Below are 14,247 nucleotides of genomic sequence, written 5' to 3'. Positions count from 1 at the left end.
GAGATCGGGGGCGCGTCAAAGACGAGGGCGAGCGGGGGGCGGACCTGGACGCGGGAGGCGGATCCGATCCGTCTCCAGGCGGCCGTCGAGCACGACAAGAACCCCGAGCCTGACGTTCCGGCGACCCGGCTCCCCTGCGACCCGGTGACCCGTCGATCCGCCGACCCGGTGCCGCGCAACCGGCCGCGACCGCCCGCCGGACAGGGCGCCAGGGCCCGGCCATGTCCGGTGCTCCGGTCGTACGCCCGTCGGGTCAGCTCCGGGGCCTGGGAGGAGCTGACCCGGTCTTCGGGCCGTCGCTCAGCGAGGTCTCTCAGCCGGGATGGCCGAGACCGCTGAGATCGGCTACGTGGTCGGCGTCCCTCCGGCCCCGTCCACACCCCGCCGCCGCCCGGCCGGCGAAGAGGCCGGCCGGGCGGCGGCGGGGTCTGTGCCACACGCCGCGGTGGAACCGAGCGGCGGTCTCCTGCCGGAACCACCGTTCACCACCGGGTGTTGGACCGGCCCGCAGCTATTCGCTCACACATGTGTGAACGGCGCCCCGCTGCGGACCGGCGATTTGCTCACCTCCGGGCCCGGGCCAGGATCGGCCGGAAGCCGGTTCGGCACGCTGCTCGAACCGGCCTTGAACGACCGAGACCCGCTCGGCAGATCAGATGGAACCGAGCGGGTCTTCTCCTGGAGCACGATGACATCGTGCGCGTCACCGCGATTGCCTCCGGACCGGAGGGGGTCCAGTCGAGTCTCGGCGAGGTCACCGGGATGGTTCACCCGGGGTGTTCGCTAGACCCTGGAGCGCTTGAGACCCGCGACCAGGCCGACACCGACGATGGCGAGGCCCACCTGCATGACGAGTTCGATCCAGTCGATACCGTCCGTGGTGGTGACGCCGAGGACCTGGGCGAGGGCGGTACCGATAAGCGCGGCGACGATGCCGACGACGACGGTCAGGATCACTCCGATCGCCTGCCTACCGGGAAGCAGGAGACGGCCGAGGGCGCCGATGACCGCGCCGATAACGATTGCCCCGAGAATGGACGCGATAGTCATATTCAACCTCCCAGTGATCGTGAGACCTTCACTCTCACAGGGAGGTGGCTACCCCCTGAGTCACGGTTATTCCTAACAGTGGCAAAAAATCCTTCAGTGCGTCTTTCTCGCCTGCATCTGGACGACGAGGAGCACCGCGAGCACCGCGAGTGCCAGCTGGATGATGTGCTCCCACCAGTCGATCCCTCGCGTGTTGGCCAGACCGAGCGCTCCGGCGATGAGCGAGCCGATGAGCGCGGCGACGATGCCGACGATGAGCGTCAGACCGATGCTGATGTTCTGGCGCCCGGGAAGGATGAGACGCGCCAGGGCACCGATGATGGCGCCGATGATAATTGCGGAGACAATCGAGACGATCATGTCCGGCTCCCCCTGTTACGAGACACGGTCACCAAGGGGTTACCCAGCGCATTCATTGATCACGCTAAAAGAAGGGGTGGCCCGTACCGCGCCAGTAACGGGCCACCGCCTCGATATGGATCGACGAGCATTCCGCGCCGCCCGCCGGAACGTTTTCACGTTCCGTATGGAAGACGTCTGACACCCGCTACAGGTTCACCACGATCGCGGTCGCGACGGCCGCCACGCCTTCGCCGCGCCCGGTGAGGCCGAGCCCGTCCGTCGTGGTGGCGCTGACGCTCACCGGAGCCCCCACGGCGGCGCTGAGAGCCTTCTCGGCCTCGACGCGACGGGGGGCGAGCTTGGGACGGTTACCGATCACCTGGACGGCCACGTTGCCGATCTCGAAGCCCGCGGCACGCACCTTGCGCGCGGTCTCCTCCAGCAGGGCGGCACCCGAGGCGCCCGCCCACCGGGGATCGGACGTGCCGAACAGGCCGCCGAGATCACCGAGACCCGCCGCGGACAGCAGGGCGTCACAGGCGGCGTGGGCCGCGGCGTCACCGTCAGAGTGACCGGCCAGGCCGGTCTCGCCGGGCCAGTGCAGACCGGCGAGGTGAAGCTCGCGGCCAGAAGCGAACGGGTGGACGTCGACCCCGACGCCCACCCGTGGAAATGTCTTGTTCAGGAGTTGAGAACCTCGTCCAGCAGGGCCTCGGCCTTGTCCTCGTTCGTCTTCTCCGCGAGCGCGAGCTCGCTGACGAGGATCTGCCTGGCCTTCGCCAGCATCCGCTTCTCTCCTGCGGAGAGTCCGCGCTCCCTGTCTCGCCGCCACAGGTCGCGAACGACCTCGGCAACCTTGTTGACGTCGCCGGACGCCAGCTTCTCAAGGTTCGCCTTGTAGCGTCGGGACCAGTTCGTGGGCTCTTCGGTGTGAGGCATTCGAAGCACGTCGAAGACGCGCTCAAGGCCCTCTTGTCCGACGACATCGCGAACACCGACGAGTTCTGCGTTGTCAGCCGGCACCTGGACGGTAAGGTCGCCCTTGTCGACCTTAAGAACCAGGTAGGTCCTTTCCTCACCCTTGATGGTTCGGGTCGTGATCGCCTCGATCCGAGCAGCCCCGTGGTGGGGGTAGACGACAGTGTCGCCGACCTGGAAAGTCATGTGACAAGTACCCCTTCCGCTGTACTCAAGAGTACCACGTATCCACAGCCTCCCGGAACAGTGAAATCACCATAACTGCAGGTCAAAGCCGCATCTTATGACTTGACAAGTGCCCAAGTGTGTGAATCAAGGGGACAAAAAGCACTTATGACCTGCGTTCCGCGGCTTCGGATGATGAGGTGGGGCGGCGGGAAACCCGGTAAACGTCGCCGATAGGGTTGCCCTTGCCCTATCTCACGCGTGACAAGGAGAACTCGCACCGTGACCCGCAACATCCGCCACCGGGCGATCGTCGCCGCGGCGTTCCTCGCAGCCGCTCCGGCCCTGGCCGGCTGCGGTGCCGGATCCGACGCGATCACCAACAAGCCCTACTCGCCGACCGAGGCGCTCTCGGTCAAGACGAAGGGCATCGACATCTCCCAGGCCTTCTTCCTGGGGCCGGACTCCGGCGCGACGCTGCCGGCCGGGGCGGCCACCCCGCTCTACCTGTCGGTGGTCAACACCAACGCGGGCTCCGACCAGCTCGTCGGCCTCGGCGTCGACCCCGCCCTCGGTACGGCGAAGGTGAGCGCGCCCGTGACGCTCCCTCAGGACCAGCGGGTGAACGTCGGCAAGCCGACCCCCACGATCCTCGTCGAGGGGCTGAAGAAGCCTCTCAGGGGCGGCGAGGGCCTCAAGGTGCAGTTGCAGTTCGCCAACGCCGGCATCGTGCAGCTCACGATCCCCGTCATCACCCGCAGCCGCGAGTTCACCGCCTACCCGCAGGCTCCCGGCGCCTCCGCGGCCCCCACGCCGTCACCCACCCCCTCCGCCACCACCGGGGACGAGCACTCGGGCCACTGACCCTCCGGGGCCGGCGACGGCCTCCGGACACGCCGAGGGGCCGTACGGCGCGGGCACGCCGTACGGCCCCTCGGATCGTCCGGAGGCGAAGCGTCCGCCCGGACGGGCGTCGTCCCGGAAGCGGGCGATCGTCCGGGAACGGGCGGGACGGCCCAGACCTCGGCGGGTCGGACCTCCGAGGCCCAGACCTCGGCGAGTCAGACCTCGGCGGGGTCGAACTTGTAGCCCAGCCCCCGGACGGTGAGGATGCAGCGCGGGTTGGAGGGGTCGGACTCGACCTTGGCCCGCAGCCGCTTGACGTGCACGTCCAGGGTCTTGGTGTCGCCCACGTAGTCGGCGCCCCAGACCCGGTCGATGAGCTGGCCCCGGGTGAGCACCCGCCCGGCGTTGCGCAGCAGCACCTCCAGCAGCTCGAACTCCTTCAGGGGCAGCTGTACCGGCTCACCGCGTACGGCGACGATGTGGCGGTCGACGTCCATCCGGACCGGACCGGCGGCCAGCACCGCCGACTCCAGCTCCTCCACGTCGCCCTGGCGGCGCAGCACCGCGCGGATGCGGGCCACCAGCTCTCGCGAGGAGAAGGGCTTGGTGACGTAGTCGTCGGCGCCGAGCTCCAGCCCGACGACCTTGTCGATCTCGCTGTCCTTGGCGGTGAGCATGATGACGGGCACGTTGGAGCGCTGCCGGAGGGAGCGGCAGACCTCGGTACCCGGCAGGCCGGGGAGCATCAGGTCGAGCAGCACCAGGTCGGCGCCGTTGCGGTCGAAGGTTTCCAGCGCCTCCGGCCCGGTGGTGGCCACGGCCACCTCGAAGCCTTCCTTGCGCAGCATGTATGACAGGGCGTCGGAGAACGATTCCTCGTCCTCGACAACGAGCACGCGAGTCACTGCGCGGCCTCCAGGGGAATCGTGACTGTTGCTGGTTCCGTGACCGCCATGCCGCCGAAGGCGGGCAGGCGGAGGGTGAAGGTGGAACCGGAACCTTCCTTGCTCCACACCGTGACCGCCCCGTTGTGGGAGGCGGCCACGTGCTTGACGATGGCCAGGCCGAGGCCCGTGCCACCGGTCGCCCGCGAACGTGCCGCGTCGACGCGGAAGAACCGTTCGAAGATCCGCTCCTGGGCGCTCTCGGGAATGCCGATCCCCTGGTCGCTCACGCTGATCTCGACGGATTCGGTGTTGGGGCCCGCCGCGCGGGCGCTGACCACGACCCGGGTGTGCTCGGGGCTGTAGGCGACCGCGTTGTCGATGAGGTTGCGCAGGGCGGTGACGAGGAGCTCGTCGTCGCCCCATATCCGCAGGCCCTCGACCCCACCGGCGACGAGGGTGATGTCCTTGGCCGCCGCGGTGGTGTTGCAGCGGTCGATGGCCTCGTGCACCGCCTCGTCGATCAGGACCGGGCCCGGGGTGGGAATGGGCTCGGCGCCCTGGATACGGGAGAGGGTGATGAGGTCCTGGACGAGGTAGGTGAGCCGGGCCGCCTCGTGCTGCATGCGCCCGGCGAAGCGGGTGACCGCCTCGGGGTCGTCGGCGGCGTCCTGGATGGTCTCGGCCAGCAGCGACAGCGCGCCCACCGGCGTCTTGAGCTCGTGGCTCACGTTGGCCACGAAGTCGCGGCGCACCGCCTCGACGCGGCGGTGCTCGGTCTGGTCCTCGGCGAGGACGAGCACCTGACCGTGCGAGCCGAGCGGGGCGACCCGCACCGCGAAGTTGGTCGACTCCTGGCCGAACTTGTGGCCGGCCACCTCGATCTCGCTCTCGCGGATCTCGCCGTCCCTGCGTACCTTCCTGGCCAGGGCGAGCAGCTCGGCCGCCATCAGGTGATCTCCCTTGACCAGGCCGAACGCGCGTGCCGCCGAACTGGCCCGCAGCACGCGGTCCTCCTTGTCGAGCACGACCGCCGAGGACGGCAGCACGGCCAGCACCGAGGCGACCCCCTGCGGCAGCGCGCCGGGCTCGACGCCGTCAACCGGTGTCATCGCACTCCGCTGTCCATGGGTATGGCGGACGACCATCACGGCCAGCGCTCCCACGACGAAACCGGCCAGTGCGGCCAGGCTCGCCATCAGCTCACTCACGTGGTCCTCCCGTAGGCTTCACGCCCTCGATGGTAGGTCGGGCTTTTCCTGTTGAGGACTGCTAAGGGGGCATGACCACGGCCTTTCCCATAAAGTTCACTTTACGGTCGAGGTTCGTTCACCGTTACCGCCCTACGGTGAGTCTCATGCGCGACGCCTACCACGAAGAACTCGACGCCCTCACCGAGCGGCTGGTCGAGATGACCCGACTCGTGAGGTCGGCGATATCGCGGGCCACCACCGCCCTCCTGGACGCCGACATCCACCTCGCCGAGAGCGTCATCTCCCAGGACGAGGAGGTCAACCGGATCTTCGCGGAGATCGAGGCCTCGATCTTCGACCTGATGGCCAGGCAGCAGCCCGTGGCCGTGGACCTCAGGATGATCATCGCGGCGCTGCGGATGGGCACCGACCTGGAGCGCATGGGCGACCTCGCCGAGCATGTGGCCAAGATCGCCCGGTTGCGCCATCCCGAGTCCGCCATCCCGCCGGAGGTACGCTCCACCATCCTGGAGATGGGGCAGATCGCCGAGCGCCTCATCACCAAGACCGGCAGCTGCATCGCCTCGCGTGACGTGGAGTCGGCCCTGGAGCTGGAGTCCGACGACGACGCCATGGACAAGCTGCACCGGAGGCTGTTCAAGGTCCTGATGGCCCCCGACTGGAAGTACGGCGTCGAACCGGCCATCGACGTGACGCTGATCGGCCGCTACTACGAGCGCTACGCCGACCACGCGGTCCGCGTCGCGCACGACGTGGTCTACCTGGTGACGGGCTCCCGTCCCCAGGACACCTCCGCCTTCTGACCCCCGCCGCCCCTCGCGAACGTCTTCGCGAGAAGCCGGAAAAGGAGGGAGGGCCCGCCGGATCCGGCGGGCCCTCCCTCCTTTCGTCTGTTACGGATGGCTTTCTTCGGTTCCGGGATGCCGGGGCTATTTGCCCTGGTTGGCCACGGCCTCGATGGCGGCCTCGGCGGCGGTGGGGTCGAGATACTGCCCGCCCTTGGTGACCGGGTGGAAGGCGTCGTCCAGCTCGTACCGGAGCGGGATGCCGGTGGGGATGTTGAGCCCGGCGATCTCGTCGTCGCCGATCCCGTCCAGGTGCTTGACCAGTGCCCGGAGCGAGTTGCCGTGCGCGACGACCAGCACGTTCCTTCCCTGCGCGAGGTCGGGCACGATCTGGTCGTACCAGTACGGCAGCATGCGCTCGACGACGTCCTTGAGGCACTCGGTCCTCGGCATCAGCTCGCCCGGCAGGAGCGCGTAGCGGGCGTCACCGGCCTGGGAGAACTCGTCGTCGTCGGCGATCGGGGGCGGCGGGACGTCGTAGGAGCGGCGCCAGAGCATGAACTGCTCGTCACCGAACTCGGCCCGCGTCTGCGCCTTGTCCTTGCCCTGTAGGGCGCCGTAGTGGCGCTCGTTGAGCCGCCAGGACCGGGAGACCGGCAGCCAGAGCAGGTCCGCGGCGCCCAGCGCGAGGTTGGCCGTCTGGATCGCCCTGGTCAGCAGGGAGGTGTGCACCACGTCGGGACGCACCCCCGCGTCGAGCAGCAGCCGCCCGCCGCGGCGCGCCTCCTCCTCGCCCTTGGCCGAGAGCCCCGCGTCCACCCATCCGGTGAACAGACCCTTTGCGTTCCACTCACTCTCACCGTGCCGAAGCAGCACCAAAGTCGACATGCCGACAAGCTTAGTGGGCGCTTGCTTGGCGTCTCCGGCGCTCCACCCGGCCTGAACCCGGCCTGAACCCGGTCTGAACCCGGCCTGAACCCGCCCGGCCCGCCGGCGGACCCGGCCGCCCCAGCCCTCGGAGCCGGCCTTCGAGGGTTCGAGACGGTGGGACGGGGCGCCCTCAGCGCTCGGGGTCGGCGAAGCGGGCGAAGGCCTGGAGGTTGGCGAGCGACTCGCCGCGCTTGGCACGCCACTCCCACTCGCGCCGGATCGAGGAGGCGAAGCCCAGTTCCAGGGCGCGGTCGAAGCCCTCGTCGGAGTAGGTGAGCACGCATCCGAGAAGGCGGTCGACCTCCTCGTCGGTGACCGCCTCCAGCGGGACGCGGCCCACGAGATAGACGTCGCCGATGGGGTCGAGGGCGAAGTGCACCCCGTACATGGAGCCGTTCTTGGTGAGGAGCCAGCGGTAGAACTCGGCGTGGTTCTCGTCGGGCTGGCGGCAGAAGAACGCCTCCACGTGCAGTGCCTGGTCGCCGACGATCAGCCAGGTCATGGTGGCGAGCTTGTGCTGGCCGGGGAGCTTCACCAGGAAGGCCCCCGGCCGGGGCTGCTCGTAGGAGGCGTCCGCGCTCTTCAGCGCCGCCTCGATCACTTCACGCATGGGCCCAGCTTACGAGCGGGCCTCACGAACAGCGCGCCATCCGCTTCGCGGGCGCTCCGCGCGTGGACCTCACGGGCGGGCCTCAGGAGTTGACCGCGATCGGGAGGCGGTGCAGGTTCGTCATCGCCCCGGCGTAGACGTCCGCCAGCCGGGCCGCGGTGGCCGACCAGCCGAAGGCCGCCGCGTGGGCCACCGCGCCCGCCGACAGCGTCTCCCGCCAGGCGGGCTCGTAGACGAACCGGCGGAGCACCCGCGCCCAGTCATGGGCGTCGTGCCCCTCGACGAGCACTCCGGACACACCGTCGCGTACGGCGGTGCGCAGCCCGCCCACGGACGCGGCGGCGACGGGGGTGCCGCAGGCCTGGGACTCCAGGGCCACGAGACCGAAAGACTCGTTGTGGGAGGGGACGACGGTCACGTCGGACGCGCGGTACCAGTCGACCAGCTCGTGCTGGGGCGCGGGGGGAACGATCCTGACCACGTCGGAGATCCCCAGCGAGGCCGCCACGTCGGTGAGGTAGGAGGGCCTGGCCAGACCGTTGCCGCTGGGGCCGCCGACGCAGGCGACGACCAGCCTCGACCTGAGCGAGGGGTCGTCGATGAGCATCCTGGCCGCCGCTCGCAGCAGCACGTCCGGGGCCTTCAGCGGCTGTACGCGGCCCACGAACAGCAGCACGTGAGCGTCCTGCGGCAGCCCGAGCCTGTGGCGGGCCGCGCCCTGGGAGGCGGGCTGGAAGACCCTGAGGCTCACGCCGGGGTTGACGACCTCGACGCGGGCCGGGGCGGCTCCGTACAGCTCGACGAGTTCCCTGGCCTCGGTCGGGGTGTTGGCCACCAGGCGGTCGGCGACGTCCACGACCTGCTGCTCGCCCAGCACCCGGGCGGCCGGCTCCGGCCTGTCGTCGGCGGCGAGCAGGAGGTTCTTCACCTTGGCCATGGTGTGCATGGTGTGCACCAGCGGCAGGCCCCAGCGTTCCTTGGCCAGCCAGCCCACCTGACCGGAGAGCCAGTAGTGGGAGTGGATGACGTCGTAGCGGCCCGGCTCGTACATGGCCTCGGTGCGCAGCACCCCCGACAGGAAGGCGCAGAGCTGGCCGGGCAGGTCGCCCTTGTCGAGCTCCTCGTACGGCCCGGCGGTGACATGGCGGACCGAGACGCCCGGAACGATCTCCGCGACCGGTGGCAGGTCCCGGGATGTCTGCCGGGTGAAGATCTCCACCTCCACCCCGAGTTCGGCCAGGCGTTTCGCCACTTCGACGATATAGACGTTCATCCCGCCCGCGTCACCGGTCCCCGGCTGGTCCAGGGGGGACGTGTGCATGCTGATCGTCGCGACCCGGTTGACCCGCCGTCGCCTCACCGACACCACCTCCGAGAGGGCTCAACCATGGAAAAATCAGCAACATTCCCGACACATAGCCGCGCCAGGTCCGGGCGGGGCGGCCCCGGTGCTTCCTGGCAGGATGGGGGTCCATGAAGAGGACAGCTGTGGTGACAGGGGCCAGCAGCGGGATCGGCGAGGCGACGGCCCGCAGGCTCGCCGCCGAGGGCTTCGAGGTGGTGGCCGCGGCGCGGCGCAGGGAGCGGCTCGACGAGCTGGCCGCCGAGGTGCCCGGCATCCGCCCGGTCACCCTGGACGTGACGTCACAGGAGTCGGTGGACGAGCTGGCCGCCTCGCTCGAGCGCTGCGACGTGCTGGTGAACAACGCCGGGGGCGCGATCGGCCTGGAGCCCGTGGCGAGCGGGAAGGTCGCCGACTGGCAGCGGATGTACGACGTCAACGTGATCGGCACGCTCCGCATGACCCAGGCGCTGCTGCCCAGGCTGATCGAGTCGGGCGACGGCGTGCTGCTGATGCTGACCTCGGTGGCCGGGCTCGTCTCGTACGAAGGCGGCGGCGGCTACAACGCGGCCAAGCACGCGCAGACCTCGATGACCGAGGTGCTCAGGCTGGAACTGGTCGGTCAGCCGGTCAGGATCGTCGAGGTCGCCCCCGGGATGGTCCACACCGAGGAGTTCTCGCTGAACCGCTTCCGCGGCGACTCGGCCGCCGCCGGACGGGTCTACGAGGGCGTGCCCGACCCGCTCTCCGCCGACGACGTGGCCGACGCCATCGCCTGGTGCGTGACCCGCCCGGCCCACGTGAACATCGACCGCCTCGTCATCCGCCCCCGGGCCCAGGCCGCCCAGCACAAGGTCCACCGCGTCTGATCGTGCGGAGGCCAACGGAGAAGCCGATAGGAGCGATCACCAGGGGGACGACCGGGCACAACCGCCTGCGGCGGGCCGACCGCTGGGTCGTCGCCGCGCACGGCCGCCTGCTGCGCTCCGCCGTCCGCCCGCTGGTGGTCGACCTGGGGTACGGGGCCTCGCACACCACGACCCTGGAGATGTTCCTGCGGCTGCGCGCGGTCTGCCCCTCGGTCGAGGTCGTCGGCGTCGAGATCGACCCGGCCAGGGTGGCGGCGGCCAAGCCGTACGAGCGTCCGGGACTGTCGTTCACGCTGGGCGGTTTCGAGCTGCCGGTGGCGCGGCCGCCCCTGCTGGTCAGGGCGTTCAACGTGCTGCGGCAGTACGGGGAGGCGCAGGCGTGGGAGTACTGGGCGATGCTCTCCGAACGGCTCGCGCCGGGCGGGGTGATCGTCGAGGGCACCTGCTCGGAGGTGGGCCACCGCGCGGTCTGGGCCGGGCTCGACCGCTCGGGGCCCCGGACGCTCACCCTCTCGGCCCGCTTCGACGCCTTCGAGCGCCCCTCGGACCTGGCCGACCGGCTGCCCAAGACGCTCATCCACCGCAACGTCCCCGGCGAGCCCGTCCACGCCTTCCTGCGCGACTTCGACCGGGCCTGGGCCGTCAACGCCCCCCTGAGCTCGTACGGCTCCCGGCAGCGCTGGATCGCCGCCGCCGAGACGCTCGCCGGGACCTGGCCGCTGGCCGGGCACCCGCCGCTGGGCGGCCGGGCGCGCTGGCGGCTCGGCGAGATCACCCTTCCCTGGGCCGCGGTCGCCCCGAGGTGACCTCGAAACGTTGGTAAGGCAACCCTAAGTTGTTTACATATATTTGGTAAAGTCCGCGTATGGCAGAACTGCGGTTCGTGGTGGACCCCGAACTCACCCCGGCGCTCACCGGCGAGCTCGTCGAGTGCTGGACCGAGGTGGTCAACGCCGGAGGGTCGGTCGGCTTCGTCCCCCCGGTCACCTCAGACGACATCCTGGAGACGGCGACCGCCACCTTCGCTGCCTGCGACGCCACCCGCGACGACCCCGACCATCTGCTCGTCGGGTTCGACACGGAGGGCAGGGTGGCGTGCTGGCTGGTCCTGGGCGACGGGAAGTCGTGGCTGCGGGCGCACTGGCGCTGGGTGTGGCGCGTGATGGTCGATCCCAAGCACCAGGGCAAGGGCTACGGGACGCTGCTCATGCGCGCCGCCGACGACGCCGCCCGCGGCCTGGGCGTGGAGGCGCTGCACCTTACGGTCCGCGGCGGCACCGGGACCGAGGGCTTCTACGGCCGGCTGGGATACGTGGAGGTCGGCCGGATCCCGCGGGCGATCCGCCTCGCTCCGGGGGACGACCGGGACGAGATCTACATGGTCAAACAGCTGTGACGCACGTCACTCGACAACCCGTAGTACTACCCCTCGTGGTGCGGGAGTTAGGCTTGGATGCGTGAAGGGTCTCGGCGAGCTTGAACGCAGCATCATGGACATCATCTGGGCACAGCCATCTCCCGTGACGGCGCGGGAGGTCGGGCGTCTGATCGCCGACCGCGACCTGGCGCCCACCACCGTGATGACCGTGCTCGACCGGCTCACCCGCAAGGGGTTCCTGCTCCGCACCCGGGACGGGCGCGCGTGGCGGTACGCACCGGCGGAGAGCCGCGACGCCTACGTCGCGGAGCTTATGCTGGAAGCGCTGGATATGACCGGTGACCGGTCGGCGGCCCTCACCCGGTTCGCCCAGGCCGTCACCGGCACCGAAGCCGACATCCTGCGCAGGGCCCTGACGGACCTGGAGGAGCTGGAGGACGAGTAGATGACCGCGGCAGCCCTGGCGACGCTCGCCCTGGTCTGCGCGGTCGGCGCCTGGCGCTTCACCCGGGCGCGGTGGACCTACCGCGCTCCGCACGTGGCCATCGTCCTGTGGCAGGCGCTGGGGGTCACCTGGGGCCTGGCCGGGACGGGCGCCCTGCTCGGTTACGCGCTGAAGCCCTATGACGAGGGCGTGCTGCACGGACTGCGCGAGTTCGTGGCCTCCTCGCTCGCCGGCGGACGCGGGTTCCCCCAGCCGTACGAGCTGCCGAGGATCGTCGCGCTCGCCGCCGGGCTCACCGCGCTGGCCGTGCTGATCCTGGTGCTTCTCGCCGCGGGCGCGCAGACGTTCCGCGCCCGCCACCGCCACCGCACCCTGCTCGCCCTGATCGCCAGGGAGGACCCGGTGGTCCCCGGCGTGCGGGTGCTCGACCACCCGGGCGCCACCGCCTACTGCGTGCCCGGCCTGCGCTCCCAGGTGGTGGTCAGCGAGGGGGCTCTCAAGCTGCTCTCCGCCGACGAGCTGAGCGCGGTGCTCGCCCACGAGGCCGCCCACGTGCGCGAGCGGCACGACCTGGTGCTGTTGCCCTTCGCCGCGTTGCGCCGGGCGCTGCCCTGGTCGCGCGTGGTCAAGGACGCGCAGAGCGAGGTCGGCCTGCTCGTGGAGATGGCCGCCGACGACGTCGCCCGCCGCTGCTGCTCCGCGCGCCGCCTGGCGACCGCCCTGCTGCGCTTCGGCACCGCGGGCGCCGTCCCGGCCCCGCACGGCGCGCTGGGCGCCGCGAACTCCACCGCCGCCGTGATGGCGAGGGTCGAGCGCCTGGTGAACCCGATCCCGGTCCTGCCACGCGGGATCCGCTACGCCATCGTCGCCTTCTCCGTCGCCCTGACGTCGTCGGCGCCGCTGCTCTGGCTGGTCCCGTACTGAGACCCGCGCCGAGGCCCGTCGCGGGCCCGCACCGGGCCCCGCCGGAGCCGGTGCCGCGTCGACCCGCCTTGAAGATGCCGCGTTGAACCGCCTTGAAGATGCGACCGGCCCGCATACCGAACCCGGGTCTCACCCTGGAGTTCCGGCCGGATTCGTCCGTCTATAGCCAAACTCACCCCAAAGTGCTTGCAAGTGTTAGCCAACCCGTTTGCAATAGCAAGCACGATGCGGCAGACTCGACCCATGGCACTACCCAAGGTCGGCTCGATCGGTGAGTACATCCGCGAGCAGCGCACGCACGCGAAGATCTCCCTGCGACAGCTCGCCGCGGCGGCGGGGGTCTCCAACCCCTACCTGAGCCAGATCGAGCGCGGGCTGCGCAAGCCCAGCGCCGAGATCCTGAACCAGATCGCCAAGGGCCTGCACATCTCGTCGCAGGCACTCTACGTCCAGGCGGGCCTCATCGAGGAGCGCGAGCCGGACAGCGACGTGCTGACCGCGATCAGGGCCGACCACCTCATCACCGAGCGCCAGCGCCAGGTGCTGATCGACATCTACGAGTCGTTCCGCAAGGAGAACCAGCAGGCCGAGGCCCCGGACGACGACGCGCAGACCTCCCAGAAAGCACGTCTCGCACCGGAGCCCCGGCGGGGTGACGCGGACTCCTCGCCTGACGGCGAGGCGCCGCTCCCCGGGGAATACCTCACCGCGTTGAAGCCCTACGCGGTCCCCCCGAGCAACGGCCACATCACCGAGGAAACCAAGGAAGGTTAACCCATGCCCATCACCGCCGAAGTCAAGAAGCTGGCCGAGTCCAAGCCGTTCTACGCCGTCGCCGGGGCCGGCGACTTCGCCGTCGAGAAGCTCCTCGAGCTTCCCGAGCAGATCCATAGGCTGCAGGGCCGCCGCGAGGAGATCCGCGAGGCCGCGAAGGACCTCCCGGAGAGGGCCAGGCAGCTCGCCGGCAAGGCCGAGGGATACGCCAAGGACTTCCCCGTGAAGGCGCGCGACTACGCCGACCAGATCGCGGGCCGGGCCAACGAGCTCTACGAGGAGTTCGCCAACCGCGGCCGCAAGGTCGTCTCCAAGACCAGCGGCGAGATCGCCCTGGAGCTGGAGGAGGTCTCCGAGGCCGCCGAGCCCGCGATCGCCTCCGCCCGGACGCCCAGGAAGGGCACCCGCGCCTCGAAGCCCGCGACCGGCAGGTCCACCACGACCGGCAGGTCCACCACGACCGGCAGGTCCACCACCAGCGGCAGGTCCACCACCAGCGGCAGGTCCACCCCGCCCAAGGGCTGAGCGAGTCCCTCGCGGACTCCGGTTCCACGGCCCGCCCCGGCGTCGTCTCCGGTGCGGGCCTTCGACGTTCGAGGGCCCGCGCCCGGCGAGGGCGGGGAAGCGGGCCGGCACGAGCGGGCGCGAGAACGGGCCGCCGAGGTCGGCCGGTACGGGCCGAGGACGACGCGAACGGGGCTTTCGGCATTA

18 protein-coding genes are annotated in these 14,247 nt (G+C 70.3%); 9 read left to right on the top strand and 9 right to left on the bottom strand.

The annotated features are described in order from the left end of the window. Nucleotides 1-783: 783 nt before the first annotated feature. The 4 genes from ACTOQ3_RS08050 to ACTOQ3_RS08035 form a co-directional block, all read right to left on the bottom strand. Complete coding sequence (locus ACTOQ3_RS08050; protein ID WP_440082759.1) at nucleotides 784-1,050, bottom strand: GlsB/YeaQ/YmgE family stress response membrane protein; 267 nt, start codon at nucleotides 1,048-1,050, stop codon at nucleotides 784-786. 93 nt (nucleotides 1,051-1,143) lie between these two features. Then, nucleotides 1,144-1,410 carry a GlsB/YeaQ/YmgE family stress response membrane protein gene (locus ACTOQ3_RS08045; RefSeq protein ID WP_362678273.1) on the bottom strand — a complete coding sequence of 89 codons (267 nt, stop codon included), beginning with the start codon at nucleotides 1,408-1,410 and terminating at the stop codon, nucleotides 1,144-1,146. A 187-nt stretch (nucleotides 1,411-1,597) separates the two neighbouring features. Continuing rightward, on the bottom strand, nucleotides 1,598-2,056 hold the full coding sequence (ispF, locus tag ACTOQ3_RS08040; RefSeq protein WP_362678271.1) for a 2-C-methyl-D-erythritol 2,4-cyclodiphosphate synthase: 459 nt from the start codon (nucleotides 2,054-2,056) through the stop codon (nucleotides 1,598-1,600). A 17-nt stretch (nucleotides 2,057-2,073) separates the two neighbouring features. Then, nucleotides 2,074-2,556, bottom strand: coding sequence for a CarD family transcriptional regulator (locus tag ACTOQ3_RS08035; RefSeq protein WP_030924410.1), 483 nt, complete (start codon nucleotides 2,554-2,556; stop codon nucleotides 2,074-2,076). A gap of 261 nt (nucleotides 2,557-2,817) precedes the next feature. On the opposite strand from ACTOQ3_RS08035, the gene ACTOQ3_RS08030 reads away from it, so the two are divergent. Continuing rightward, the gene (locus ACTOQ3_RS08030) at nucleotides 2,818-3,399 is read left to right on the top strand and encodes a copper chaperone PCu(A)C (protein ID WP_440070401.1); all 582 of its coding nucleotides are present in this window, start codon (nucleotides 2,818-2,820) and stop codon (nucleotides 3,397-3,399) included. 197 nt (nucleotides 3,400-3,596) lie between these two features. Here the strand turns inward: ACTOQ3_RS08030 and ACTOQ3_RS08025 are convergent, their stop codons facing one another. Then, the gene (locus tag ACTOQ3_RS08025) at nucleotides 3,597-4,286 is read right to left on the bottom strand and encodes a response regulator transcription factor (RefSeq protein WP_362678267.1); all 690 of its coding nucleotides are present in this window, start codon (nucleotides 4,284-4,286) and stop codon (nucleotides 3,597-3,599) included. After that, the gene (locus ACTOQ3_RS08020) at nucleotides 4,283-5,464 is read right to left on the bottom strand and encodes a sensor histidine kinase (RefSeq protein WP_362680557.1); all 1,182 of its coding nucleotides are present in this window, start codon (nucleotides 5,462-5,464) and stop codon (nucleotides 4,283-4,285) included. The genes ACTOQ3_RS08025 and ACTOQ3_RS08020 overlap by 4 nt, the downstream gene beginning before the upstream one ends. 158 nt (nucleotides 5,465-5,622) lie before the next feature. Here ACTOQ3_RS08020 and phoU point away from each other — a divergent pair, with 158 nt between their 5' ends. After that, nucleotides 5,623-6,282, top strand: coding sequence for a phosphate signaling complex protein PhoU (phoU, locus tag ACTOQ3_RS08015; RefSeq protein WP_440082758.1), 660 nt, complete (start codon nucleotides 5,623-5,625; stop codon nucleotides 6,280-6,282). Between the two features lie 126 nt (nucleotides 6,283-6,408). Here the strand turns inward: phoU and ACTOQ3_RS08010 are convergent, their stop codons facing one another. From ACTOQ3_RS08010 to mshA, 3 genes are all read right to left on the bottom strand, one after another. Then, nucleotides 6,409-7,152, bottom strand: coding sequence for a phosphoglyceromutase (locus tag ACTOQ3_RS08010; RefSeq protein ID WP_362678263.1), 744 nt, complete (start codon nucleotides 7,150-7,152; stop codon nucleotides 6,409-6,411). 172 nt (nucleotides 7,153-7,324) lie between these two features. After that, the gene (locus ACTOQ3_RS08005) at nucleotides 7,325-7,804 is read right to left on the bottom strand and encodes a YbjN domain-containing protein (protein WP_440070404.1); all 480 of its coding nucleotides are present in this window, start codon (nucleotides 7,802-7,804) and stop codon (nucleotides 7,325-7,327) included. Between the two features lie 82 nt (nucleotides 7,805-7,886). After that, complete coding sequence (mshA, locus tag ACTOQ3_RS08000) at nucleotides 7,887-9,170, bottom strand: D-inositol-3-phosphate glycosyltransferase (protein WP_440082757.1); 1,284 nt, start codon at nucleotides 9,168-9,170, stop codon at nucleotides 7,887-7,889. 107 nt (nucleotides 9,171-9,277) lie between these two features. Between mshA and ACTOQ3_RS07995 the strand changes: the two genes are divergently transcribed. From ACTOQ3_RS07995 to ACTOQ3_RS07965, 7 genes are all read left to right on the top strand, one after another. Beyond that, complete coding sequence (locus tag ACTOQ3_RS07995; RefSeq protein ID WP_440082756.1) at nucleotides 9,278-10,015, top strand: SDR family oxidoreductase; 738 nt, start codon at nucleotides 9,278-9,280, stop codon at nucleotides 10,013-10,015. A gap of 2 nt (nucleotides 10,016-10,017) precedes the next feature. Then, entirely contained in the window at nucleotides 10,018-10,821 is an 804-nt protein-coding gene (locus ACTOQ3_RS07990) for a class I SAM-dependent methyltransferase (RefSeq protein ID WP_440082755.1), read from the top strand. 59 nt (nucleotides 10,822-10,880) lie between these two features. Next, nucleotides 10,881-11,411, top strand: coding sequence for an N-acetyltransferase family protein (locus ACTOQ3_RS07985; RefSeq protein ID WP_440082754.1), 531 nt, complete (start codon nucleotides 10,881-10,883; stop codon nucleotides 11,409-11,411). Between the two features lie 61 nt (nucleotides 11,412-11,472). After that, nucleotides 11,473-11,838 (top strand): BlaI/MecI/CopY family transcriptional regulator, encoded by a 366-nt coding sequence (locus ACTOQ3_RS07980; RefSeq protein WP_362678251.1) that lies wholly within the window; start codon nucleotides 11,473-11,475, stop codon nucleotides 11,836-11,838. After that, nucleotides 11,839-12,762: a M56 family metallopeptidase gene (locus ACTOQ3_RS07975; protein WP_440082753.1), complete on the top strand. Its 924-nt coding sequence runs from the start codon at nucleotides 11,839-11,841 to the stop codon at nucleotides 12,760-12,762. A gap of 243 nt (nucleotides 12,763-13,005) precedes the next feature. Continuing rightward, nucleotides 13,006-13,536 carry a helix-turn-helix domain-containing protein gene (locus tag ACTOQ3_RS07970; RefSeq protein ID WP_440082752.1) on the top strand — a complete coding sequence of 177 codons (531 nt, stop codon included), beginning with the start codon at nucleotides 13,006-13,008 and terminating at the stop codon, nucleotides 13,534-13,536. A 3-nt stretch (nucleotides 13,537-13,539) separates the two neighbouring features. Then, nucleotides 13,540-14,061 (top strand): hypothetical protein, encoded by a 522-nt coding sequence (locus ACTOQ3_RS07965; protein ID WP_440082751.1) that lies wholly within the window; start codon nucleotides 13,540-13,542, stop codon nucleotides 14,059-14,061. The last annotated feature ends 186 nt before the right edge of the window (nucleotides 14,062-14,247 follow it).

Origin of the sequence: Streptosporangium sp. LJ11, assembly GCF_051918945.1 — a bacterium.
Classification (GTDB): domain Bacteria; phylum Actinomycetota; class Actinomycetes; order Streptosporangiales; family Streptosporangiaceae; genus Streptosporangium.
This window is presented reverse-complemented; position numbering and strand designations above follow the sequence as displayed.

Coding starts and splice junctions, on each gene's coding strand:
- ACTOQ3_RS07970 (WP_440082752.1), top strand. CDS start 13,006: ATGGCACTACCCAAGGTCGGCTCGATCGGTGAGTACATCCGCGAGCAG.
- ACTOQ3_RS08045 (WP_362678273.1), bottom strand. CDS start 1,410: ATGATCGTCTCGATTGTCTCCGCAATTATCATCGGCGCCATCATCGGT.
- ACTOQ3_RS08035 (WP_030924410.1), bottom strand. CDS start 2,556: ATGACTTTCCAGGTCGGCGACACTGTCGTCTACCCCCACCACGGGGCT.
- ACTOQ3_RS07995 (WP_440082756.1), top strand. CDS start 9,278: ATGAAGAGGACAGCTGTGGTGACAGGGGCCAGCAGCGGGATCGGCGAG.
- ACTOQ3_RS07985 (WP_440082754.1), top strand. CDS start 10,881: ATGGCAGAACTGCGGTTCGTGGTGGACCCCGAACTCACCCCGGCGCTC.
- ACTOQ3_RS08005 (WP_440070404.1), bottom strand. CDS start 7,804: ATGCGTGAAGTGATCGAGGCGGCGCTGAAGAGCGCGGACGCCTCCTAC.
- phoU (WP_440082758.1), top strand. CDS start 5,623: ATGCGCGACGCCTACCACGAAGAACTCGACGCCCTCACCGAGCGGCTG.
- ACTOQ3_RS07965 (WP_440082751.1), top strand. CDS start 13,540: ATGCCCATCACCGCCGAAGTCAAGAAGCTGGCCGAGTCCAAGCCGTTC.
- ACTOQ3_RS08020 (WP_362680557.1), bottom strand. CDS start 5,464: ATGGCGAGCCTGGCCGCACTGGCCGGTTTCGTCGTGGGAGCGCTGGCC.
- ACTOQ3_RS08010 (WP_362678263.1), bottom strand. CDS start 7,152: ATGTCGACTTTGGTGCTGCTTCGGCACGGTGAGAGTGAGTGGAACGCA.
- ACTOQ3_RS07975 (WP_440082753.1), top strand. CDS start 11,839: ATGACCGCGGCAGCCCTGGCGACGCTCGCCCTGGTCTGCGCGGTCGGC.
- ACTOQ3_RS08050 (WP_440082759.1), bottom strand. CDS start 1,050: ATGACTATCGCGTCCATTCTCGGGGCAATCGTTATCGGCGCGGTCATC.